The 22608-nt window shown below is 46.6% G+C and carries 23 protein-coding genes; 11 read left to right on the top strand and 12 right to left on the bottom strand.

Going from position 1 to position 22608, the window contains the following annotated elements:
- Nucleotides 1-6: 6 nt before the first annotated feature.
- From ACTTKA_RS00550 to ACTTKA_RS00540, 3 genes are all read right to left on the bottom strand, one after another.
- A complete protein-coding gene (locus ACTTKA_RS00550; protein WP_442723570.1) occupies nucleotides 7-369 on the bottom strand; it encodes a hypothetical protein in 363 nt (120 codons plus the stop codon).
- A 500-nt stretch (nucleotides 370-869) separates the two neighbouring features.
- Entirely contained in the window at nucleotides 870-2132 is a 1263-nt protein-coding gene (locus tag ACTTKA_RS00545) for an amidohydrolase (protein ID WP_442723569.1), read from the bottom strand.
- Nucleotides 2129-3487: a dipeptidase gene (locus ACTTKA_RS00540; protein ID WP_442723568.1), complete on the bottom strand. Its 1359-nt coding sequence runs from the start codon at nucleotides 3485-3487 to the stop codon at nucleotides 2129-2131. The genes ACTTKA_RS00545 and ACTTKA_RS00540 overlap by 4 nt, the downstream gene beginning before the upstream one ends.
- 155 nt (nucleotides 3488-3642) lie before the next feature.
- Between ACTTKA_RS00540 and ACTTKA_RS00535 the strand changes: the two genes are divergently transcribed.
- From ACTTKA_RS00535 to gldH, 5 genes are all read left to right on the top strand, one after another.
- Nucleotides 3643-4200: a hypothetical protein gene (locus tag ACTTKA_RS00535; RefSeq protein ID WP_442723567.1), complete on the top strand. Its 558-nt coding sequence runs from the start codon at nucleotides 3643-3645 to the stop codon at nucleotides 4198-4200.
- Nucleotides 4201-4271: 71 nt separating this feature from the next.
- Nucleotides 4272-5018 carry a tRNA1(Val) (adenine(37)-N6)-methyltransferase gene (locus ACTTKA_RS00530; protein ID WP_442723591.1) on the top strand — a complete coding sequence of 249 codons (747 nt, stop codon included), beginning with the start codon at nucleotides 4272-4274 and terminating at the stop codon, nucleotides 5016-5018.
- 123 nt (nucleotides 5019-5141) lie between these two features.
- Entirely contained in the window at nucleotides 5142-6329 is a 1188-nt protein-coding gene (gene spt / locus ACTTKA_RS00525; RefSeq protein ID WP_442723566.1) for a serine palmitoyltransferase, read from the top strand.
- A 13-nt stretch (nucleotides 6330-6342) separates the two neighbouring features.
- On the top strand, nucleotides 6343-7695 hold the full coding sequence (locus ACTTKA_RS00520; RefSeq protein WP_442723565.1) for a PSP1 domain-containing protein: 1353 nt from the start codon (nucleotides 6343-6345) through the stop codon (nucleotides 7693-7695).
- Nucleotides 7688-8155 (top strand): gliding motility lipoprotein GldH, encoded by a 468-nt coding sequence (gene gldH / locus ACTTKA_RS00515; protein WP_442723564.1) that lies wholly within the window; start codon nucleotides 7688-7690, stop codon nucleotides 8153-8155. Before ACTTKA_RS00520 ends, gldH begins: the two co-directional genes overlap by 8 nt.
- A gap of 10 nt (nucleotides 8156-8165) precedes the next feature.
- Here the strand turns inward: gldH and lipB are convergent, their stop codons facing one another.
- From lipB to ACTTKA_RS00480, 7 genes are all read right to left on the bottom strand, one after another.
- Nucleotides 8166-8843 (bottom strand): lipoyl(octanoyl) transferase LipB, encoded by a 678-nt coding sequence (gene lipB, locus ACTTKA_RS00510; protein WP_442723563.1) that lies wholly within the window; start codon nucleotides 8841-8843, stop codon nucleotides 8166-8168.
- The gene (gene mtgA / locus ACTTKA_RS00505; RefSeq protein WP_442723562.1) at nucleotides 8840-9682 is read right to left on the bottom strand and encodes a monofunctional biosynthetic peptidoglycan transglycosylase; all 843 of its coding nucleotides are present in this window, start codon (nucleotides 9680-9682) and stop codon (nucleotides 8840-8842) included. Before mtgA ends, lipB begins: the two co-directional genes overlap by 4 nt.
- A gap of 13 nt (nucleotides 9683-9695) precedes the next feature.
- Entirely contained in the window at nucleotides 9696-10157 is a 462-nt protein-coding gene (locus tag ACTTKA_RS00500; RefSeq protein WP_442714808.1) for a DUF4293 domain-containing protein, read from the bottom strand.
- Nucleotides 10157-10492 carry a DNA-directed RNA polymerase subunit omega gene (locus tag ACTTKA_RS00495; RefSeq protein ID WP_442714809.1) on the bottom strand — a complete coding sequence of 112 codons (336 nt, stop codon included), beginning with the start codon at nucleotides 10490-10492 and terminating at the stop codon, nucleotides 10157-10159. Before ACTTKA_RS00495 ends, ACTTKA_RS00500 begins: the two co-directional genes overlap by 1 nt.
- Before the next feature lie 28 nt (nucleotides 10493-10520).
- On the bottom strand, nucleotides 10521-11327 hold the full coding sequence (locus tag ACTTKA_RS00490) for an outer membrane protein assembly factor BamD (RefSeq protein WP_442714810.1): 807 nt from the start codon (nucleotides 11325-11327) through the stop codon (nucleotides 10521-10523).
- Nucleotides 11328-11394: 67 nt separating this feature from the next.
- Nucleotides 11395-11820 carry an amino acid-binding protein gene (locus ACTTKA_RS00485; RefSeq protein ID WP_442723561.1) on the bottom strand — a complete coding sequence of 142 codons (426 nt, stop codon included), beginning with the start codon at nucleotides 11818-11820 and terminating at the stop codon, nucleotides 11395-11397.
- Between the two features lie 56 nt (nucleotides 11821-11876).
- Nucleotides 11877-12413: an NUDIX hydrolase gene (locus tag ACTTKA_RS00480; RefSeq protein ID WP_442723590.1), complete on the bottom strand. Its 537-nt coding sequence runs from the start codon at nucleotides 12411-12413 to the stop codon at nucleotides 11877-11879.
- Between the two features lie 956 nt (nucleotides 12414-13369).
- On the opposite strand from ACTTKA_RS00480, the gene ACTTKA_RS00475 reads away from it, so the two are divergent.
- The 6 genes from ACTTKA_RS00475 to ACTTKA_RS00450 all read left to right on the top strand — a co-directional run bounded on the left by ACTTKA_RS00475 (nucleotide 13370) and on the right by ACTTKA_RS00450 (nucleotide 21155).
- Nucleotides 13370-14656: an alginate export family protein gene (locus tag ACTTKA_RS00475; RefSeq protein WP_442723560.1), complete on the top strand. Its 1287-nt coding sequence runs from the start codon at nucleotides 13370-13372 to the stop codon at nucleotides 14654-14656.
- Between the two features lie 39 nt (nucleotides 14657-14695).
- A complete protein-coding gene (locus ACTTKA_RS00470; RefSeq protein ID WP_442723559.1) occupies nucleotides 14696-15439 on the top strand; it encodes a (Fe-S)-binding protein in 744 nt (247 codons plus the stop codon).
- On the top strand, nucleotides 15436-16827 hold the full coding sequence (locus ACTTKA_RS00465; protein WP_442723558.1) for a lactate utilization protein B: 1392 nt from the start codon (nucleotides 15436-15438) through the stop codon (nucleotides 16825-16827). Before ACTTKA_RS00470 ends, ACTTKA_RS00465 begins: the two co-directional genes overlap by 4 nt.
- Nucleotides 16824-17405 (top strand): LutC/YkgG family protein, encoded by a 582-nt coding sequence (locus tag ACTTKA_RS00460; protein WP_442723557.1) that lies wholly within the window; start codon nucleotides 16824-16826, stop codon nucleotides 17403-17405. The genes ACTTKA_RS00465 and ACTTKA_RS00460 overlap by 4 nt, the downstream gene beginning before the upstream one ends.
- A 36-nt stretch (nucleotides 17406-17441) precedes the next feature.
- The gene (locus ACTTKA_RS00455) at nucleotides 17442-19001 is read left to right on the top strand and encodes an L-lactate permease (protein WP_442723556.1); all 1560 of its coding nucleotides are present in this window, start codon (nucleotides 17442-17444) and stop codon (nucleotides 18999-19001) included.
- Nucleotides 19002-19250: 249 nt separating this feature from the next.
- Nucleotides 19251-21155 (top strand): biotin/lipoyl-containing protein, encoded by a 1905-nt coding sequence (locus ACTTKA_RS00450; RefSeq protein WP_442723555.1) that lies wholly within the window; start codon nucleotides 19251-19253, stop codon nucleotides 21153-21155.
- Nucleotides 21156-21649: 494 nt separating this feature from the next.
- On the opposite strand, the gene ACTTKA_RS00445 is transcribed toward ACTTKA_RS00450, so the two are convergent.
- Together ACTTKA_RS00445 and ACTTKA_RS00440 are read right to left on the bottom strand one after the other, a co-directional pair.
- Nucleotides 21650-22141, bottom strand: a complete 492-nt coding sequence (locus ACTTKA_RS00445; RefSeq protein ID WP_442723554.1) for a hypothetical protein — start codon at nucleotides 22139-22141, stop codon at nucleotides 21650-21652.
- Nucleotides 22138-22407, bottom strand: coding sequence for a hypothetical protein (locus tag ACTTKA_RS00440; protein WP_442713161.1), 270 nt, complete (start codon nucleotides 22405-22407; stop codon nucleotides 22138-22140). The genes ACTTKA_RS00445 and ACTTKA_RS00440 overlap by 4 nt, the downstream gene beginning before the upstream one ends.
- Between the last annotated feature and the right edge of the window lie 201 nt (nucleotides 22408-22608).

The following is a 22608-nucleotide window of genomic DNA, read 5'->3' as shown; positions in this document are numbered from 1 at the left end:
GCCGGCCTACCGCCGCAACACATCGGGACGGATTTCTTCGATCGGATAAATCATTCCCACACGCTTGTACCGACCCTCCGGAGGGGTCGCTACCCCTCCGTTCAGGCTGCGAGTTTCCTCATACACCAATCCTCCCGAACGACCGTAATTCAGACCTACGTAAAACTGTCCCTCGCACGTGAACAGTTCGATCGAAACCCATGCATCGCGACCGCTACGATCCTTATACTTTCCATTCGCCGCATCGGTCATGATTTTACCCATCCACGGGTAAGCCTCACTCCATACGCTTTCATACACTTTCTCGTCTTTACCGCACGAAGCAGCAAACAGACAAAGCACAAATAATATCATCCCTGCTTTTTTCATGATATACCTCTTTTTATGAATGAATATGACGCAAAGATAACAAATATCTTCCCTACCCCGCTCTTTTTTCCATACATTATATACATAGTGTATATTGCCGAAAAGGTGTCGCAAGGTTGCGAAAGCATAAAAAAGTACTTGGGTAAGGTGTCGGAACTTTCCGAAAGCACAAAAATGTTCATCGGGAAGGTTTCAGAACCTTCTGAAAGTACGAAAAAGTACTCGGGCAAGGTGTCGGAACTTTCCGAAAGCATGAAAATGTTCATCGGGTATTCATTTTTCACTTTTCACTTTTCGTTCATTTACGTGTATTTGCGTCCATTCGCGAAATTTGCGAAATTTGCGTTCGGACATTTGTCATTCAGAGCGAAGCGATGAATCTCTTTTCCTTTTCCCCGCGGGATTCCTCACTGCGTTCGGAATGACAAAGGCGGTGTTCGTAATTCGTAATTTGTCATTCGTAATTCTACTGAATGCTGACCGCTGACAATCACTTCATCTCAACGCTCTCTTTTCATCAGATCATACGCCAGCGCCGCGGTGCGCTCCATGATCTTGTCTTCTCCCGGTACTTTTTTGTCGCGCATCACGATGCGTCCGTCACAAATCACCGTATCGACACAACTGCCGTTGGCAGCATAGACGAGGTTCGACACGAAATGATGATTCGGCGAAAAGACGGGCTGACGCAGGTCGATCAGGCACAAGTCGGCCAGACAACCTTCGGCGATGCGCCCGGCATTGATGCCGAGTATCGCCGCGCCGGCTTCGGTAGCGGCATACAGCATCCGGTCACATCGCATCGCTTCCGGATCGCCGCGCCACACCTTACCCAGCAGCGAAGCCAGCTTCATCGCCTCGATCATATCCAGATTGTTCGAGGACGAACAGCCGTCCGTACCTAACCCGACCGTCACACCGGCGGCGCACATCTCTTCGTATTTGAACCGGTAGCCCGAAGCCAGTTTCATGTTCGATGCGGGGTTATGGACCACTTTTACGCCATGGTCGGCCAGCATCCTGATCTCCTCATCGTCGACATACAGCCCGTGCGCCATGACAAGACGCGGCGAGAGCAGCCCCAGTTTGTGCATATAACGCACCGGCGTCAGTCCGAAGCGTTGGAGGCACTGCTGCGTCTCATATTCCGTTTCGGCCAGATGGGTGTGGATGAGCAGGCCGTGATCGGCCGCAAACGCGTCGGCCCATTGCAGCAACTCGCCCGAAACGGTATAGATGGCATGCGGCCCGAGGGCGTAACGTATGCGGTCGCCATAAGGCGAGGGCGATGAGAAACGGCGCGTGATGGTCTGTTTGTTTCGCTCGGCAACGGCCGGCTTGAAATAATCGAAACACGCTTCGGACAGAACGGCACGCAGCCCCATCTCTTCGACGGCGCGTGCCGTCGCGTCGAGTTTGTGATACATGTCGAGAAACGCCGTTGTGCCGCTGCGCAGCATTTCCACACACGCCAACTTGGCGCCCCAGTATACATCTTCTTCGGTCAGCTTGGCCTCGTTCGGCCAGATCACCTGTTCGAGCCACGGCATCAGCGGCATATCGTCGCCGCAGCCTCGAAAGAGCGTCATAGCCGCATGCGTATGCGCATTGATCAGTCCCGGGATGACAGCCTTGCCTCGGCCGTCGATCACCGTATCGGCCGTCCGGTCGATCACCGGTGCCATACGTGTAATTGTCTGTCCCTCGATCAGAATATTCGTCGGCCGGCCGTTCCATTCGACGGATTGAATCAGGATGCTCATGGACGATAATAATTATAAAACTCCGCCACCGCCTCGATACCGGTATAAAACATATCCAACCCGAAACTCTCGTTAGGTGAATGGATAGCGTTACGTTCCAGTCCGAAGCCCATCAGTACGGATTTCATGCCGAGAATTTTCTCGAATGCGGGGATAATCGGGATGCTTCCGCCGCGACGCACCGCCAGCGGCTGCTTGCCGAACGCAATCGTAAAGCCTTTCTCTGCCGCTTTATAGGCCGGCAGATCGATCGGACAAACGTAGGCGTCACCGTCGTGCTTATGAACGACTTTGATCTTCACGTAGCGGGGGACGACGGACTCAAGGTAATCGATCATCAGCCGCGTAATCCTGTCGGGCTGCTGGTTCGGGACGAGCCGGCACGACAACTTGGCATACGCCTTCGACGGCAGAACGGTTTTCGCACCTTCGCCCGTGTAGCCGCCCCAGATGCCGCATACATCGAACGACGGACGGCAACTGTTGCGCTCAAGCGTCGAATAGCCTTTCTCGCCGAACAGTTCATCCACGTCAATGGCCTGCTTATACTTCGCTTCGCTGAACGGCACCTGCGCGAGCATGGCTTTCTCCGTGTCCGACAATTCTTCCACATCGTCGTAGAAACCGGGAATCGTAATGCGTCCGTCGGCATCCGTAATATCGGCAATCAGTTTGCAAAGCACATTGATCGGGTTAGCCACCGCTCCGCCGAAGTGTCCCGAATGCAGGTCACGGTTAGGCCCTGTCACCTCTACCTCCCAATACGACAATCCGCGCAGGCCGGTCGTCAGCGAAGGCGTTTCTTCGCTCACCATGCTCGTGTCCGAGACGAGAATCACATCGGCGGCGAGCAACTCTTTGTGAGCCGCACAGAAATCGCCGAGGCTGATCGAGCCGATCTCCTCCTCTCCCTCGAGGATGAACTTGACGTTACAGTTCAAAATTCCCGTCCGCAAGGCCGTTTCAAACCCTTTAACCTGAATCATCGCCTGACCTTTATCGTCGTCGGCGCCTCGCGCGTAGACGCGTCCGTCACGTATCTCCGGCTCAAACGGATTGCTCTTCCACAACTCCAGCGGTTCGGGCGGCATCACATCGTAATGTCCGTACACGAGTACCGTCGGCGCCGAAGCCGAAACGATACGCTCGGCATACACCACCGGATTGCCGGCTGTCGGCATCACTTCCGCCCGTGTCGCCCCCGAGGCGAGTAACAACTCTTTCCATCGTTCGGCACACTTCACCATGTCCGCCTTGTGCTCGCTCTGCGAACTGACCGACGGAATACGCAACAAACTGAACCACTCGTCACGAAAGCGGTCCTTATGCTCTTCGATATACGCTTTTATTTCCATAACATTTTTTTGATTTCAAGCCGTAAAAATACAACTATTTCACGAATCACGAAACGACGCCGAAGAAAAAGAACCGCCCGGAATTTTTACCTGCCGGATAAACCTTCGACAGCCGAACACGTCTTAATGCCAACATTAATTTATTTTTTGACGATATGAAAATGAACGTATTTTATGCAGCCGCGATGAGCCTTTTGCTGTGCGGCTCACAAACCTTTGCACAAAACAACGCCGTGCACGGCGAAAAGCACTGCCCGGCAAATACCGGTGAACGTATCAAAATGAAAGCCGAACGAGTGACCGACCGGCTTATGCTCGACGACCAGACGGCAGCCCGATTCAAACCGATGTACGAGTCTTACCTCAAAGAGTTGCAGGAATGTCGAACGGAATGCCCAAGGATCAAGCAGGACGCCGCAAACGTTAACCGGTTGTCCGATAAAGAACTTGAAAAACGATTCAAAGAACATCTGAAAAACGAGCGTAAAAGACTTGACATCCGCGAAAATTACTACGCCAAGTTCTCCAAAATACTCACCCAAAAACAGGTGATGACGGTGCTCTATCCAAAAAGACACGGCCACAGACACAGTCATGCGACGGTAAGACAGGATGATGACAATAGGCTCATTCAAGATTTTGTCAACGAGCGTAGGGAGATTCGGGAGCATCACCGGATGCGCTTTGAAGCAGACGGAAAACAGGGAAAGTAAAAACTCTCATCATAGCGCCGCAATCATAAAAACATCTATCTTTGCGGCGTTTTTATGATGACTCCCTGACGATGTCCAATCCGTATTTCCGTTTCAAACAGTTTACCGTATGGCACGACCGTTGTGCCATGAAAGTCGGCACCGACGGCACCCTGCTCGGAGCATGGGCTGAGGTGCACGGCCGGACGCGGATGCTCGATGTCGGGACGGGTACCGGACTGATTGCGCTGATGCTGGCGCAGCGTAATACCGAAGCGCAAATCGACGGCATCGATCTCGATGCCGATGCTTGCCTCCAAGCGCAGGAGAATGTACAGCAGTCTCCTTTCGGCACACGTATCCGGATTGTTCACACTCCGTTTCAGGCTTTCGCGTCGACAGTTACCGAGCCTTACGATCTGATCGTCTCCAATCCGCCCTATTTCAGGGAATCTCTGAAATGTCTCGAAGGCAAACGCCGACTGGCCCGGCATAATGACACCTTGACACTCGCCGACTTGCTTCACACGGGAAAAACTCTCCTTGCCCCCAATGGACGAATCGCTCTGATCCTGCCTTTTGCACAACGTGACGACCTGCAGCGCACAGCCGAAAACGAAGCACTGCATACCATACGCGAGACCCGCATCATCCCGGTCGAAGGAAGCTCTCCCAAACGCCTGCTCACAGAACTGTCCTCCCTTCCGGCCCAAGCGATCATAGCCGACGAATTAACCCTTGAAGACCGGATACACCAACGCACAACCGCCTACCGACAACTGACACAAGCCTTTTACTTGTCTGAAAACAGCATGTCGAAAGAGAGAAGCAAAGACTGACAATCCCTCAGTCGAGGCAGAGACACGCTATTTAATATTTTAAACCCAATTGTATATATCTCGATTTTTTACTACTTTTGCCGCTGATTTTTTTACAAAAGAAAAGGCAAACCTCGACAATATATGAATTTATTAAGAGAAAAACTAGCAAAATACGACGCTCCGCAACGCGCGAAAGCTGCCGGTATCTATCCATATTTCCGCGAAATACAAAGTGATCAGGATACAGAAGTCTTGATCAGCGGAAAGAAAGTCCTGATGTTCGGCTCAAACTCCTATTTAGGGCTAACGAACCATCCGAAAGTCAAAGAAGCGGCTATGGAAGCGATCCGAAAATACGGCACGGGATGTGCCGGCTCGCGTTTCCTCAACGGTACACTGGATATACACGTACAGTTGGAGGAACGGCTGGCCAAGTTCGTCGGTAAAGAAGATGCTATTTCTTTCTCAACAGGCTTTCAGGTAAACGAAGGGGTCATCTCATGTATCACCGGACGCGAAGACTATCTGATCTGGGATGAGTTGAATCATGCTTCCATCATTGAAGGGATCCGCCTCTCGTTCTCGAATAAGCTCAAATATAAGCACAACGACATGGAGTCGTTGGAAAAACAGCTCCGTAAATGCGAACCGGACAAAGTGAAACTGATCGTCACCGACGGTGTCTTCAGTATGGAAGGCGATGTAGCCCATGTGGCTGAAATCGTGCGGCTGGCCAAACAATACAATGCCAACATCATGGTCGATGAAGCCCACGGAATCGGTGTACTCGGCAATCAAGGACGTGGTACATGCGATCACTTCGGCGTTTCGAAAGATGTCGACTTGATCATGGGTACCTTCAGTAAATCATTTGCATCGTTAGGTGGATTTATTGCAGCAGATAAAGACACGATTAATTATCTTCGTCATCATTCGCGTACATATATTTTCAGTGCAAGTTGTACACCGGCCTCTGTGGCTGCTGCCAACGCCTCGTTGGACATCATGCTGAACGAACCGGAGCACATGGAGAATCTGTGGAAATTGACACACTATGCATTAGACGGCTTCCATCAAATGGGCTGTGAAATCGGACATACTTCGACTCCGATCATTCCGCTCTTCATTCGAGATAACGACTTGACATTCCTCATCGTGAAGGAACTCTTCGAAGAGGGAATCTTTGTCAACCCGGTCGTTTCACCGGCTGTTGCATCGCAAGATACGTTGATCCGGTTCTCCCTGATGGCTACGCATACGCAAGCCCAACTCGACTATGCCCTTGAAGCGATAAGGAAGATCTTTAAGAAACACAACCTGATTCCCTGACAGCGCACACACGATGGACTTCGTACAAAATATGGGAAACAGCGCGATGGGACCCAGAGGATGTTGTAAGCATTCGAAAGGTAAACTTTCTACTTATAACTGGCTCTGTGATATTCCCGAAGCAGAGCATGCCACGGACTATGTCGAAGTTCAGTTTAAAAACACTCGTAAAGGGTATTATCTGAACGAAGCGAAAATCCCGCTCAATAAGGGTGATATCGTTGCCGTAGAAGCGAATCCGGGACATGATATCGGTACGGTTACGCTGACCGGTAAACTGGTGTTGTTCCAGATGCGAAAAAATAATGTTCGCCAAGACAATACGGCCCCTAAGAAAATTTACCGTATCGCCAAACCTGGCGATTTGGAACGCTACGAAGAGGCGAAAGCCAAAGAGCACGAAACGATGATCCGCTCGCGACAGATCGCTGCCGATCTTGGCTTGTCGATGAAAATCGGCGATGTCGAATATCAGGGCGACGGAAATAAGGCTATCTTTTACTATATTGCCGAAGGACGAGTGGATTTCCGGCAACTGATTAAGGTGCTGGCCGAGAACTTCCATGTGCGTATCGAAATGAAGCAAATCGGTGCTCGACAGGAGGCAGGGCGCATCGGCGGAATCGGACCGTGCGGACGACAGCTTTGCTGTGCTTCATGGATGACGAACTTCGTATCTGTCGCCACAGATGCAGCACGCTTTCAGGATATTTCGATGAATCCGCAGAAGTTGGCCGGGCAATGTGCCAAGCTCAAGTGCTGCATCAATTACGAAGTAGATGCTTATGCCGAAGTGCAGAAGCAACTACCTTCGCGAAAAATCGTGCTGGAAACAAAAGATCGGACGTATTATCATTTCAAAACCGATATTTTCAAGAAAGAGCTCACCTACTCTACCGACAAAGTGATTGCGGCGAATATTGTCACGATATCGGCAGCGAGAGTATTTGAAATCATCGGCCTGAACAAAAAAGGTATTAAACCCGATACGCTGGAACCGGAACATCTGGCAGGAGCCAATACCAAACCCATCGATACGCACGATATTCTGGATGATAGCGTCAGTCGCTTCGACCCGGTGAAAAAGAAAAAGAAAAAACGGTCGGGTGGAGGCAAGAATAACACTGATACCGAACAGACTGGAGCAAACAACAAGCCCGGCAACGAGAATCAGCGCGCGCGGATGTCAGCAGAAATGCGTCCGGAGACAAAAGGCGGAAACGTACCTCGCCGAAAAAACGGTAGAGGAACTCCCCCGAGAAATAACGGCAATACACCGCCTCCAAAGAAAAACGAGGGTAATGCGCCGAAAAACGGTTCCGCCTCGGAAAGAAAAACTTCTCCCAAAAGGCCATCCGATGAATAAAAGTCGATTCCGGCTGCTATCGGCTCTATGGATATTGGGGCTTCTTCTATCTTGTACCAATACCGCACATTACGATTCTTATCAGACGATTGAGAATCCCTGGAAAAAAGACAAGGAGTATTATTTCACGTATGAGATCGAAGATCATACAGTACCTTACCGTATTTCATTAGAGATTCGAAACAACAATTTCTATCCGTACCAGAATCTCTGGTTGCTTTGTGCGGAAGAATGCCCCGTCGGGCCAATGGTGCGCGACACCATAGAATGTATACTCGCCGACGATTACGGTAAATGGAAAGGCCGCGGGATTTCGATTTATCATAATACGATTCCCGTTCGTAATCGCTATTTATATCCGCACAAAGGACAATACACGTTTTGTATCCGGCAGGGAATGCGTGATGAGCCGTTAAAAGGTATTGAAGCAATCGGGCTGCGTATTGAAAAAGCGGAATGATAACGGTCGGCTACGCCTCCCGCTGAAACATCTCCTCAAAGAGACTTGCCAAACGTTGCTTTGCCACGTTAAAATCCGGAACGTTTTTGCATTCTGCGGCTAACGAAGTTACCCCCTTATCTACAAACCCGCATGGATGAATCAGGGAAAAATAAGACAAATCGGTCAGAATATTCAGGGCGAACCCGTGCATGGTCACAAAACGACTGCTTCTGACTCCTACGGCACAAATCTTGCGAGCTTTCGGTGTATCAGCATCAAGCCACACCCCGGAAGCACCGGCCACACGTCCGCCTTTCAATCCGTAGAGTGATAAAAAACGAATGATCGTTTCCTCCAAACGATCAATATATGCTTTCAATCCCAAACCGAACTGCTCCAGATCGAACACAGGATAGCCGGTAATCTGCCCCGGTCCATGATACGTGATATCCCCTCCCCGATTCGTGTGATAAAAAGAAATGCCGCGCTGATTCAACCTCTCTTCAGAAACAAGCAAATTCGTCTCCTTGCCATGCTTCCCCAGCGTAAAAACCGGTTCGTGTTCGCAGAAAAAAAGTACATTTTCTCCGCTTGCACCCCGTATTTTTTCCGTAATTAAGCGATTAAATGTATTTGTTTGAACGATTAAGGCTTTTTCGTACGAGATACGCCCCAAATCGCAGAATGTAAATGAAGGGGCGATCATTCGGTAAGTATTTCGGTTGACTCACGGCTCACTGTATCCGTAGGCTGAGGAGAGTTCGTTTCTTCTTGTCCTGCAATTCCTTCGGAAAAAGGTGTTTTTTTCTGTCCTTGATCCGTCTTTTTTCCGTTCATCTCCTCCGCTTCGGCTTTTATCGGACGCCGATATCCCAACGGTACATTTTCAACTTTACGCATCAGGGACAATATCTCACCTTGCCGCTGTAACATATAACCGGACGGACTACCCGGATTCCGTTTCCGCGGATTAGGCAATGAGGCCGCAATAAGCGCAGCCTCACCCCGTGTCAACTCGATAGCTGACTTAGAAAAATATGCTCTTGAAGCGGCTTCGATCCCATAAATCCCTTTCCCCATTTCAATCGAGTTGAGATACACCTCCATGATACGCTCCTTTCCCCATATCAGTTCGATCAGCACCGTAAAATACGCTTCAAGTCCCTTCCGAAAATAGGTCTTGCCCGGCCACAGAAACACATTCTTGGCCGTCTGTTGTGAAATCGTACTGGCTCCTCGCCGGCGACGTCCTTTCTCGGCTTCGTTCATGGCCTTGCGGATTTGCTCCCTGTCAAAGCCGTGATGTGTCATAAAAAGATTATCCTCGGAAGCTACTACTGCCAAAGGCACGGACTGCGATATTTTTTCGATCGGTACCCACTGATGTTTACGTGGAGGAGCCGCCTGTTCACTCGAACGAATAAACATCAGCGGTGTATAATAAATCGGCACCCATTTGTAGAGAACGACAAGGAAGATGCTAAATAAGAACAGGAACAACAGCGTATTCCTGCCCCAAACCAGCAGGCGTTTGACAGCTTTCATCGGAGAAAGACGCTTACCGTAACCGATCGAGCGAACGTACCAATGCTTCGTCGGCCCCGATTTCGCGAATAGCTAAATAATTCAGAATTAGACTTACTAAAGGAAAAGCAACAGCAATCCGCATGCTGAAATGAAAAGGTTCGGATACATCTGCGATCTTCCAAAGAGAAAAGGCAAACAGCGCGTAAAAACCAATAATCAGCAAGGTGTTGAAAACACAAAGACGGATTTGCAAGATCCGTTTCTTATAGAGAAATACCGTGACCAGTGCAAGTAAGGAGATAATGGCCGACAACGCCATTAAAGCCCATGTCGGATAAACCAACTCCTGAGGGGCTACGGTCGTGCTCATTCCCGAAGCATCAAAGGTATAAAACATTCCCCCCGACTGAATAACGGCCAACGGCAAAAACACGACAGCCAAATTCAATGCGGCGACAATCAACAGATAGACGGTTTGAATACGCTGAATCATCAGAAATTATTTTTTTCTCTTGCCGGATTCCTGTGATATACCTTATCTTCAGTATATTCTTGAGTAGCAATAAGCGTAGGTTTTGGCAATTTTTCGTAGTAACGAGAGATTTCGATCTGCTCACGATTCTCGAACACTTCTTCCAGATTGTCGTTGAACGATGCGAACTCCTGCAGCTTTTTTTCTAAGTCCTGCTTCATTTCGGCAGCAATCTGGTTCGAACGTTTAGCGATAACCATAACCGTTTCGTACACATTATCTTCATTACCGTGACATAATTTAATCATGTCGCGAGTGACGGTTGTCGTCGGAGCGTTTGTCTTGCGATAATCCATAATTTTATCCTATCAAAATCTATTTAAATTAATAACTTGTCGTAATTTGAGAGTTAGCATGGTCGAAGAACTTCTGTACCTGCTTCATATATTTTCCTTCCGGAAATTCATTCTTGTAATTGTAATACTCGTCGACCACGTCGCGGTAACGACCTTGCAAACGGTCTTCCACACTGACGACTGCCAATTCATACTTGGATTTAATTTTAAGAAATATCAAATCCTCTCGATATTTGGAATAAGGATAGTCACGCAAAGCATTATCAGCCGTGATGACACACGAACGATAGTTGTTCCCCATATACGTCCCCAAGTCATAATACAACTGTGCGGCAAGTAACTCTTTATATGCGAGTTTCTCCTGCAATTCGAACAAAATTTCCTGAGCCTGTTTGGCGCGTTCGCTCTGTGGATAATACTCCATATAGAGTTGCATCTGTGAGATCGCTTCATACGTTTGCGACTGATCGAGGCGCGGATCGGGTGAGTCAAGATATAACCCGTACCCCGAATAGAAACGCGACAATTCTGCAAACTCTCCTTTGGGATAGGTGTTATAATATGTCTTAAAATATTCGGAAGCTGTCTGATAATCTTTTTGTCCGTAATAAGTCTGTGCCAAAAGATACAATGACTCTTCAGCATAGGCAGATCCTTTAAATATCGGTACGACCTCTTCGAGCAGGGTAGCCGCCTTAGCATATTTCTTTTCGTTGAAATATTTCTTGGCATACGAATACTTCAACTCATAGTCCGTACTTTTCAACAATTTATTGTACTCTCCACACGAAGCGCACAACAAACCCGTTATCATTAGATAGATAATCTTTTTCATCTTCCTGCATTTAGCCTGCAAAGATAATGTATCTTCCCGAAACTCCCCTCTTTTCGAACGTTAATATTTACAACTCGTACAAGTCGCTGATAGACGTCAGTTGAGATTTGTGTTCCATCAAAACCTCGGCGCATTCTTCAAGATTATCCGGACGAATAATCACATATCCTGAAGGGCCTTCCGAAAAAGCATACATGTATTCGATAAAAATTCCTGCCAGCGTAATGACATCCATCAAACGTCCGAGTGCCCCCGGTTGATTCGGACAACGAAGTCGAAGAACATCCACCTCCGTAACTGCATACTTATGACGACGAAGTATATCAAGCGCCCGATCCGTTTCATCGACGATCAGGCGCAAAATACCGAAGTCCGCATTCTCGGACACGGAAAATGCCGTCATATTAATTCCTTCCTGCCCCAATAATTTGGCGACTTGCGTAAAACGCCCCTGTTTATTTTCCAGAAAAACAGATAATTGCCCGATTAACATAATAAAATCTATTTTAGTTCGACTATCGTTCGTTTCGTTCTCAAAAAAACCACACATCAAAAGTTTCCGGACAAAAAAAGCTCAATCCCTTTCCGTATGGATTCCAATCCAAAGTCACTTTCCTTCAATTCATTTCGTGGTATCCAAAGTAACTCCGATGCATCATCGCGTGCAATCGGGAGAGACGAAACGGATACCTCACAACGGAAGAACAGATCGGTAGTATGTACCCAAAACCCCGAATAAAGATAACGATTGGGTAATGAAAATAAATAAGTAGTACGTATTACATCCAACCCTGTCTCTTCACGCACTTCACGCACAACACCTTCTTCAGCTGTCTCGGAACAATCACAAAACCCTCCCGGAAGATCGAGAGTGCCACGTGCCGGCTCTTGCGCACGCCGACAAACCAACAACTCATCACACCCATTCAGGATAATGGCCGCCGTCGATGCCGCAGAATTATAATAATACACAAAGCCACAGCCTTTACAACACTTTGACTTACCATCGTGCACTACGAAGTCTGATGTCCCACATTGAGGGCAATATCTAAAATCTTCCAGTGGATGAACATTCATTTCCGTCATTTTTGTTACAAACTTACAGAAATTTTCTCTCATCCGGTAATTTTTGCAAAGAATATAGCTGTAAAATTTATAAAACAAGTATTTATTCTCATTCTGACATCTTCTCCAACGCAGTTTATCGCAATCACACTTCTCTCGCAATTACATAATAATTAAAAACCTACACACACAACTTTCCCAAAATTCTCCAATATATTATTTTAAGATTCTAAAATGAATATCCGTGTTTGTACCTAAAAGCTCCATTAAACTATTTAATAACAATAATTTGGATGTATGGATTGAAGCAGGAAATAAGTTTCTGTATATCAGCAATATATAATTAATTTTGAGCATATATACGGACATTCATTTATTCTAAAAACGAAGCAGTCATTATATTTAACCTTAAACAAACTTATCTCATTCATGTAGATGAAGACATTTAAGATTGCATAAAATTACAGATTAATCCAAGACAAACTCTTTCTCCGCATTCGTTGTATTATTCTAAAATTCCAAAACAAAACAACACAGATTTACATATTTATCATCAATCAATTAGAGATAAAAATCATACTATAAGGAGGATAATTACAATATAAAAAACACCCTTAAAGCACATGAAAAGATAAAAAAACCAAAAAACAAAACGATAACCAAAAACAACAAAACACAAAAACAATGTTAAAAAACAGATAAGACAAAGCGTATCTATAAAACAAACATTAAAAAACAAGACAAAAAGTCGTTTTTTACGTCTTTTATTTGGCAATGCAAAGGTTTTTTTCTGACATTTACGAAAACTTTTTATAAAGACATGCGATCTAATCCATCACAAGAAAGCACTATATACACGCTCTTTATAAATAGAAAGCGTGCGGATTTAGCAAGCTTATGTTCGCTACCTTATTCCTATGTATTAATCAATGACCTGTTAATATAAGAAATATATGAATCTAAAACCGACCAGACCAATGAAAAAGTATGTATTTATCATTTGCCTTTTGATGTGCTTTTGCCATATCAAAGCACAGGAAACAGAAAAAGAGTCCAAATTCAAACTGTCTTTTTCCGAACGTGTCCGCCTGACGACTATTGACAAAGCCATTACATTGGACAAAGACAAAGATGTTTTAACATTCACACGATGGCGGACATATCTGGGTGCGGAATATACTCCGAATGCACATTTGGGAATGAAACTTGAGTTGGGTAATGAGGCCCGTATCTGGATGTCTCCTTCATCCAAGAAAACAACATTGGACGAAATCTTTATCAATCAATTGTATGTTAATTATCAAAACGTTGCCAACTTACCGCTTGATATCCGTCTCGGACGGCAAAACATCATGCTGGACGAAGGGTTTATCTGTATCGACGGCAATCCGTTGGTGGGTTCACGTTCAAATTATTTTAATGCGCTGAAAACGGTCTATCGCTTCAATGATCGGAATAAACTAACAGCATTTTTCACCTATAACACCAGGAAAGAAGAATTTCTTCCTATTCTCCACGAGAAAGATCCATATCAGCTTCTGGAAGAACAAACAAACAGTGGATTAGGAGTACACCACAATTCGAAGATCAAGCAGCTTGACTGGTCAACTTATTATTTTTATAAGAATTATCTCAAGTACGATGCACTGCCGGAAGCTCATACTCATACGGTGGGTACCAGATTATCTTTGCCGTTTCTGAATAGTTTCTCTTTCACCACAGAATTTGCTTACCAGTTAGGGAAAGTTGATCAGTTCAACAGACAGTCTTACGGAGGATATTCTCGTTTGGATTATAAATTTGAAGAATCTATTCCTCTGCTTGACTGTATATCGGCTGGCGCATTCTATCTGAGTGGAGACGACCCCAAAACAGAGAGAATAGAAGGATGGGATCCTCTCTGGAGCCGTTGGCCGAAATGGAGTGAATCGTACGTGTATACGCTGATCGCTGAAAATAAAGGGAAGGCAGGCTATTGGTCGAATATCAATGCAGTTAATCTCGGCTTTGGCGCTACACTCGCCCCGAATGTAAAGTTTAATGCCGACTATTTGTATTTATCAGCACCCAAACCTAACGAAACGGCTTTTTGTTCGGGTGGAGGGAAAACACGAGGCAATTTATTCATCATGAAACTCAGTTACCAGATTCATAAGAATTGGGCAGGACATTTTCTCTTCGAACACTTTACTCCCGGAAATTTTTATTTCAATGGTGCCGATCCATATAACTGGGCTCGATTTGAGTTGAAGTACACATTATAATTCAATTATTTGTTTCGATAGTTAAAAAATTACGTGGTTATGAAAGTAGGATTATTTATTCCCTGTTATGTTAATGCCGTCTATCCACACGTTGGTATTGCGTGTTACAAACTGCTTACAAGTCTTGGAATAGACGTTGATTACCCCCTCGGACAAACCTGCTGCGGACAGCCGATGGCTAACGCCGGATTCGAAGGAGATTCGTTAACGTTAGTCAAACGCTTCGAGCAATTGTTTAAAGACTATACCTATGTCGTAGGTCCTTCGGCCAGTTGTGTGGCTTTCGTGAAAGAAAACCATCCCCGTATTCTGTCCGAGCACGGTGAACACGTCTGCGAAACGAGCAAACACATCTACGACATCACGGAATTTCTCCACGATGTCGTGAAGCCCGAGCGTTTCGCTTCCCATTTTCCGCATAAGGTCAGTCTGCACAACAGTTGCCACGGAGTACGAGAGCTACACCTCTCTTCCGCTTCGGAGCTGACAGTTCCCTATTATAATAAGATTCGCTCTCTACTCGAGAGAGTGCCGGGCATTACTGTCTTAGAGCCCGAACGCGTGGATGAATGTTGTGGCTTCGGCGGAATGTTTGCAGCCGAAGAACCCGAAGTATCCGCCTGTATGGGACGCGACAAAGTAAAAGATCACATGGCAACCGGAGCCGAATACATCACCGGCGCCGACAGCTCCTGTCTGATGCACATGAAAGGTGTTATCGAGCGCGAACACTATCCGATCCGTACTATCCATTATTTAGAAATTTTATCCGCACAGCTATGAGTACTACACATGCCAAGGCTGCCAAAGCCTTTTTATCCGACAAAGTGAATGCCGAATGGCACGACAAAACGTTATATATGGTGCGTACAAAACGCGACCGCCTCTCACATGCAATCCCTGAATGGGAAGATCTCAGACACGCCGTACGCGATCTCAAACTTTACAGCAACTCGCATCTGCCGGAGTTGATCGAGGAATTCGAAAAGAATGCGACAGCCAACGGCTGTCACGTACATTACGCCAAAGACGCCGAAGAGTATCGCTCAATCATCGAAGGGATTCTTCGTGACCATGGGGCACACAAGCTGGTAAAAAGTAAATCGATGCTTTCGGAAGAATGTCACTTAAACCCATACTTGATCGAAAAAGGATACGAAGTCATCGAAAGCGATTTGGGAGAACGGATTCTTCAACTTCTGGATGCCAATCCGAGCCATATCGTGATGCCGGCTATCCACCTTAAACGCGAAATTGTCGGTAAATTGTTTGAAGAAAAATTAGGCAGCGAAAAAGGGAATTTCGATCCCACCTACCTGACCCATCAGGCGCGCAAAGCGCTTCGTCAAGATTTTCTGAATGCCGATGCCGGTATGACCGGCGGCAATTTCGCCGTAGCCTCGACAGGTGAAGTGGTTGTTTGTACAAACGAAGGAAATGCCGATATGGGAATGTCGTGCCAGAAGCTGAATATCTGCGCTTTCGGAATTGACAAGATTATCCCCGACCTGGAATCACTGGGCATCTTCACGCGCCTGCTTGCACGTTCGGCAACGGGACAACCCATCACGACATACACCTCACATTTCGGACGCCCCCATACAGGAGGTGAACAGCATTTTATCATTGTAGATAACGGACGCAGCAAGATTTTGGGCATGCCTCAACATCGCAAGAGTATGAATTGTATCCGCTGCGGAGCATGTATGAATACTTGTCCGGTATACCGTCGGAGCGGAGGATATTCCTATTCGTATTTTATTCCGGGTCCGATAGGTATCAATCTCGGTATGCTTCATGACCCGCAGAAACACAGTGGCAACGTCTCTGCCTGTTCGCTTTGTCTCTCATGCTCATACGTTTGCCCAGCCATGGTAGACCTCGGCGAACAGATTTACATATGGCGGCAGAAGCTGGATGGATTCGGACAAGCCAATTCACAGAAGAAGATGATGAGTAAAGGAATGCAATTCCTGATGGAACGTCCGTCTCTGTTCCACTCTACTCTGAAAATGGCTCCTATCGCCAATAAAATGCCACGCTTTGTTCTGTACAACGGGTTGAACGCTTGGGGAAAAGAAAGAGAACTGCCGCGCTTTGCCAAGCAGTCGTTCGAAGCATGGTGGAAACAGAATCATCAAAAGAGAAACACTAAAAAAGAATCGAAATGAACAGCAAAGATTTTATAATTAATAGCTTGAGGGAAAATATTAAGGAACGTTTCCCACGTCCTGAAGTGAACATTTCACATGTTGTTTACCCTGATAAGCTCAAACAGTTTATGGAGATTTCGGCCGGAGTAGGCGGTCGTGCCGAAGTGCTCGGCGAAGGCGAATCGATTGACGATGCCGTGCGGCGTTTGTTCCCTGATGCAGGGCGTATCGCATGCAATCTTCCGGAAGTCACTTGCGCCACGTACAACCCCGATGATATCGATACGCCGGCGGAATTAAACGGAACCGATCTCGTAATCTGCCGAGGAATCTTCGGTGTATGTGAAAATGCTGCCGTATATTTTGAACAGGAATACTTACAACGCGGCATCTATTTCATTTCCGAATCCTTGCTGATGCTTCTTCCGAAGGATCAACTGGTCGATACCATGCATGATGCTTACCAACGTGTTCCGAAGGAACATCCCCGAGAATTCAGGGGCTTTATGTCCGGTCCCTCGAAAACAGCCGACATCGAACAATCGCTCGTTATGGGAGCACACGGACCGCGTCAGGTTACGGTATTACTTATTTAATCTGCTCATTTATAAACCCAATTAAATAAATATGTCATGAACATTTTATTATCTGTTTTCCCGATTCTGCTCTTGTTCGTACTGATGCTCGGCGTGAAGATGGCCGGACACAAGAGTGCATTCCTTACCCTTGTCGCGACATTGCTGATCGCATGGCTGGCCGCTCCCGCTCTTGGATTCGCTCCGGAAAATTATACTCAAGGCGGAGTAATGTGGGCTTTTGTCGAAGGCATCCTGAAAGCGACTTTTCCGATCTTGATCATCATTCTGATGGCTATTTACAGCTACAACACACTGCTTGAAAGCGGAGAGATAGAAGTCATCAAAAAGCAGTTCACCTCACTCACGAATGATCGAGGAATCATCGTGCTTCTGCTCGTATGGGGGTTCGGAGGACTTTTGGAAGGAATGGCCGGATTCGGAACAGCCGTTGCAATCCCTGCTGCCATCCTGATTGGCTTGGGATTCAAACCAGGATTCAGCGCATTGGTATCGCTGATTGCCAACAGTGTGCCGACAGGGTTTGGTGCGGTAGGCGTACCGGTGATCACATTGGCCAACGAGGTAGCCCCTTCGGGCAGTGCTACACCGGAAGCTATTTGCGACATTGCCTCGAAAGTGGTCATACAACTATCGCCTTTGATGCTCCTTATTCCATTCGTAATCCTTACGCTCACTGACAGTTCGCCCAAAAAGATCCTCAAACACATCCTGCTTTCTCTATGGGTAGGCGGTATTTCGCTGGTAGTGCAATATATCTGCGCACGATATTTGGGCGCAGAGACGCCGGCCATCCTCGGAAGCGTGGCAGCTATTTTGGCGATTGTCATCTATGCGCGTATTTTTGCCGGAGGACACGAACCTACCTCAGCTTCGACAGACGAAAAACCTATTACCTTGTCGCGGGCTTTACGAGCATGGAGCGTTTACGGCTTCATTCTGTTCTTTATTGTCATCAGCGGACCTTTGGTGAAGCCGATCAATGAGTTTCTCCGTACACACCTTGTAAGTCATGTTCATCTACCCATCTATGCCGAAGGAAAATATTTTTCGTTCGGATGGATATCGAATGCGGGGTTAATGCTTTTCCTCGGTACGTTTATCGGAGGAATGATCCAAGGCGTTTCGGCAAAAAAACTACTTGTCGTGTTAGCGCGTACCGTGAAAAATCTGAATAAGACAGTGATTACGATTATGAGCCTCGTTTCCATCGCATCGGTAATGAACTATGCGGGCATGATCGGAGTAATTGCTTCGGCGCTTGTCTCCGCTACGGGTGCTTACTATCCGTTGTTTGTTCCGCTGATTGGAGCCATCGGTACATTTGTTACAGGTAGCGACACATCGTCGAATATTCTGTTCGGCAAACTGCAAGCCAATGTAGCTTCTCAACTGTCGTATCCCGACCCCAACTGGTTGGTCAGCGCTAATACGGCAGGAGCAACGGGTGGAAAGATCATTTCACCGCAAAGTATTGCTATCGCAACGGCTTCGTGCAATATGCCGGGACGCGACGGAGAGATTCTTCGCAGTGCACTTCCGTATGCCATCGGCTATATTGTTCTGGCCGGACTGATGGTTTATTTTGCCTGTTGAACGAAGGGATTTCACTTATTAAAGAATTTTCTTTCTAATTAGGCGATGTATCTTCGGAAAAAAGTATTTACTTTGCAGCAGTATGATATGCAATATTTAACAGACTGAACAAAAAAGATTTAATGAACGATGTAAAAGAATTGGTTTTCGTCGCTTCTCATTTGAAAATGCGGCGAAAACCAATCAAATAATAAGGTATAAGAGCAAACTAATTATAAAAACGAATCTCATTCAAAAAACCGATTAATCATGAAGCAGAAACTTTTAATCAGAGACTTAACATTGAGAGACGGACAACAGTCGGCTTTCGCAACACGTATGAATCAGTCGCAAGTCGACAGAGTGTTGCCCTACTACAAAGATGCCAATTTCTACGCCATGGAAGTATGGGGAGGAGCCGTGCCAGACTCGGTCATGCGATATCTGGGAGAGAACCCGTGGGACAGACTTGAAAAAATTAAAGCCTCCGTTGGTAACGCCTCGAAACTGACAGCTTTGTCGCGTGGACGTAACCTTTACGGTTATGCACCCTATCCCGACGAAATCATCGACGGTTTCTTCCGTAACGCAGTTGCATCCGGGTTGGATGTGATGCGTATCTTCGACGCACTGAACGACGTAGATAACGTAAAATCGAGTGTAAAATCCATTAAAAAATATGGCGGCATGGCCGATTGCGCCGTGTGCTACACCGTAGATCCCAAGTATGACGATGAGCCAAAGGCCGAAACGAAAAAAGGAGGTTTCTTCAGCGGTCTGTTTGGGAAGAAAGAAGATGAAGCTCCGAAACGTGAGCTGGTGTTCACCGATACATACTTTGTGAACAAAGCGAAAGAGATGCTGGCTCTCGGCGCCGATATGATCACGATCAAGGACATGAGCGGTCTGATCCCGCCTTCGCGCGTAGCTACGCTGATCCCGCTGTTCAAAAAACACCTGAATGTTCCGATCGATTTCCATACGCACTGTACACCCGGATTTGGTTTGGGCGCTGTTCTGACAGCGATCTATCACGGTGTCGATATTGTGGATACGAATATCTGGAATTTTGCAGGTGGACCAGCTGCCCCCGCTATCGAGCTGATCTACATCTTCTGCAAGAAACTCGACATCGAACTCGATGTAAACATGGAAGCTGTGGCAAAGATCAATCAGGAATTGCTGGGTATCCGCAAAGAACTCGATGCGTTCGATGCCGTAAAACAATTCCCGAAACCGTTTAACCCGCTGACCGATACGCTTCCGGCAGAAATCGACCGTGAGTTTGACAAAGCCATCGAAGCTGTACGCAGCAACGACGAGCCGGCCTTGCTGGCAGCTTGTCATGCCATCGAGGCTTACTTTAACTTTCCGAAACCGAATAATTTGGTGAAGGATGCCGAAATCCCCGGCGGAATGTACACGAACATGGTGGCACAGCTCAAACAGTTCAACTCGCTCGACCTGCTCGAAGAAGCTATGAAGCTGATTCCGAGCGTACGCCTCGATGCCGGTCTGCCGCCGCTCGTTACCCCCACCAGCCAGATTGTGGGTGCGCAAGCCGTTGTATCGGCCTTGAACATCAAGAACGGTCGGCCGAAATATGCCAACCCGTCCAATCAGTTCATTGCATTGGTGAAAGGGGAATACGGAAAAACTCCCGTTCCGGTCGATCCTGCATTCCGCGAACAAATCACCGGCTCTCCGGTAGAAACACCCTACGATACGTCAAACTATAAACGTCAAGACAATCCCGTTCTCGAAGAATTCGGAGGCGTGCAATTGGCCAAAGACGAAAAAGACGGTCTGTTGATGGAGTTGTTCCCTGCCGTAGCCAGCGGATTCCTCCGCAAAAAACGCGAAGAAGAATTCAATGCTCAGCCTAAACAGGCTGCCCCTGCCGAAGAAGCGAAATGCGAGACGAAGCAGGCAGCCGCGCCGACAACCGAAAAAGTGGTGAAAGGACATGTAATGGAATGCCCGATGCCGGGGAATATCTTGCGGATCATAGTAAAAGAGGGAGATGTGGTGAAAAAGAACGACAGTCTGCTCGTCCTCGAATCAATGAAGATGGAGAACGACATCACTTCCGACTATAACGGAACGGTACTTCGCATCTACGTGAAACAAGGCGACGCGATACAGGCCGGCGCCCCCATGATCGAAATCGGATAGGATAAGCAACACGTCTCTGCAAATTATTTTAATTGATTAACAAAGGCGGGAAAGTCAATTGAATGGCTTATCCCGCTTTTTATTTCTGCCTGATCAGTCTTCTCCGGCTCAGTCCGACTTGCATCCTCTATAATACCAACATCTTAAGCCCCCCATAATTTCTGTGTAGTACAAGATAATAGTGATATGAAAATCATTGCTTCACGCATGGATCTTTTTAAGAAGGAAAGAAGAAAAAGGAAAAATAATGTCATTTTGTCAGCTTAATTACTTTTCGTTACGTATTCGTTGCTTCTTCGTTCAACATACCAAGTAGAAGACGTGCTTTTCTACCGATAAATTGTCAAGGATATCGATAGAACAAATTATAATCTTATCGCGGGCAATTTCGAAGTTAGTCATGGTGACAGTCTTATTTGTTTATTGAACTATAAGAGTGCCCTATGATTCAATCACATTGCACCGTCTTTTAAATATTTATACAGCATCTATGCTCAATTCATTTGAAGCAGTCGATTCAGTTCTTCGGCGTGAGTACGGCAATAATACATTACGTAAACGATATAGGGGACAAAAAACAGGATACTCCATAGCAATCCTTTCGCGAAGGATTTATAATCTTCCGTTTTGAACAGCACATAAAGCGCCCATAATATGTTTAGCGTCATTGTAATGTGCGAGAGTTGAGCAAAAATATTGGCTCCGCTCCAAGTGAAGGTAAACATGCCCATGGTGCCGAAATAATACATCGGCAAGAGGGCCACAGGAAGCCATATCACTTTCTTTTGCCGCAAAAACAGCAGGAAACAGAGCAAATACATCAAACCCGATGGCGAACAGGCGTTAAACATCGCCCATTGCAGGAGGGTTACGTTCAATTCCGATAAAAAGTACCAAGTGCCGCTAAGTGTCAGCAACAGCAACAGCGACGCCAACACGATTCCGATTGTTTTTTCTGTTTTGCTAAGTATCATAACGAAAATCATCTATTGTTTTGCATTTCTTGCAAATAGTTTGTTCTTTCCTCTTCGTTCAGGTATTTGATTTGCCAATCGTTTACAGGCGAGTAGGTTTCGGAGATATAAACGGGATTTTCATTCGGACAGGTTACCGAAGGGTTGCTTTTCAGATACTTCCTCAGCTCGCCGGTATTCCGAAAGATGCGAAAACGTTTGTCGCCCCGTTTATAGGTAAGAGCATAGATGCCGCACAATCCGCCGCTTATAATCTCTGCGGCCTTTAAATACAGCATAGCCGTTTCGAATGAAGCGAAAGGCATAAAACATCTCGCGCGCTTCTCTCCCGCCACATCGACGCAAACAATACGTCCGCAAGAGGAACAAACGTATTGTCTGTGTCGTTTTAAACAATCTTCCGCAGCTTTGAGCGGTGTAATACGCGGCAGCGGGCTGTAACATTCTCTACATCGTGTTGTGTTCATACGAGGTTCAAA

Origin of the sequence: Tannerella sp., assembly GCF_052170195.1 — a bacterium.
Taxonomy (GTDB): Bacteria; Bacteroidota; Bacteroidia; order Bacteroidales; family Tannerellaceae; genus Tannerella.
The sequence above is the reverse complement of the archived record's forward strand: the minus strand, read 5'-3'. Positions and strand labels throughout refer to the sequence as shown.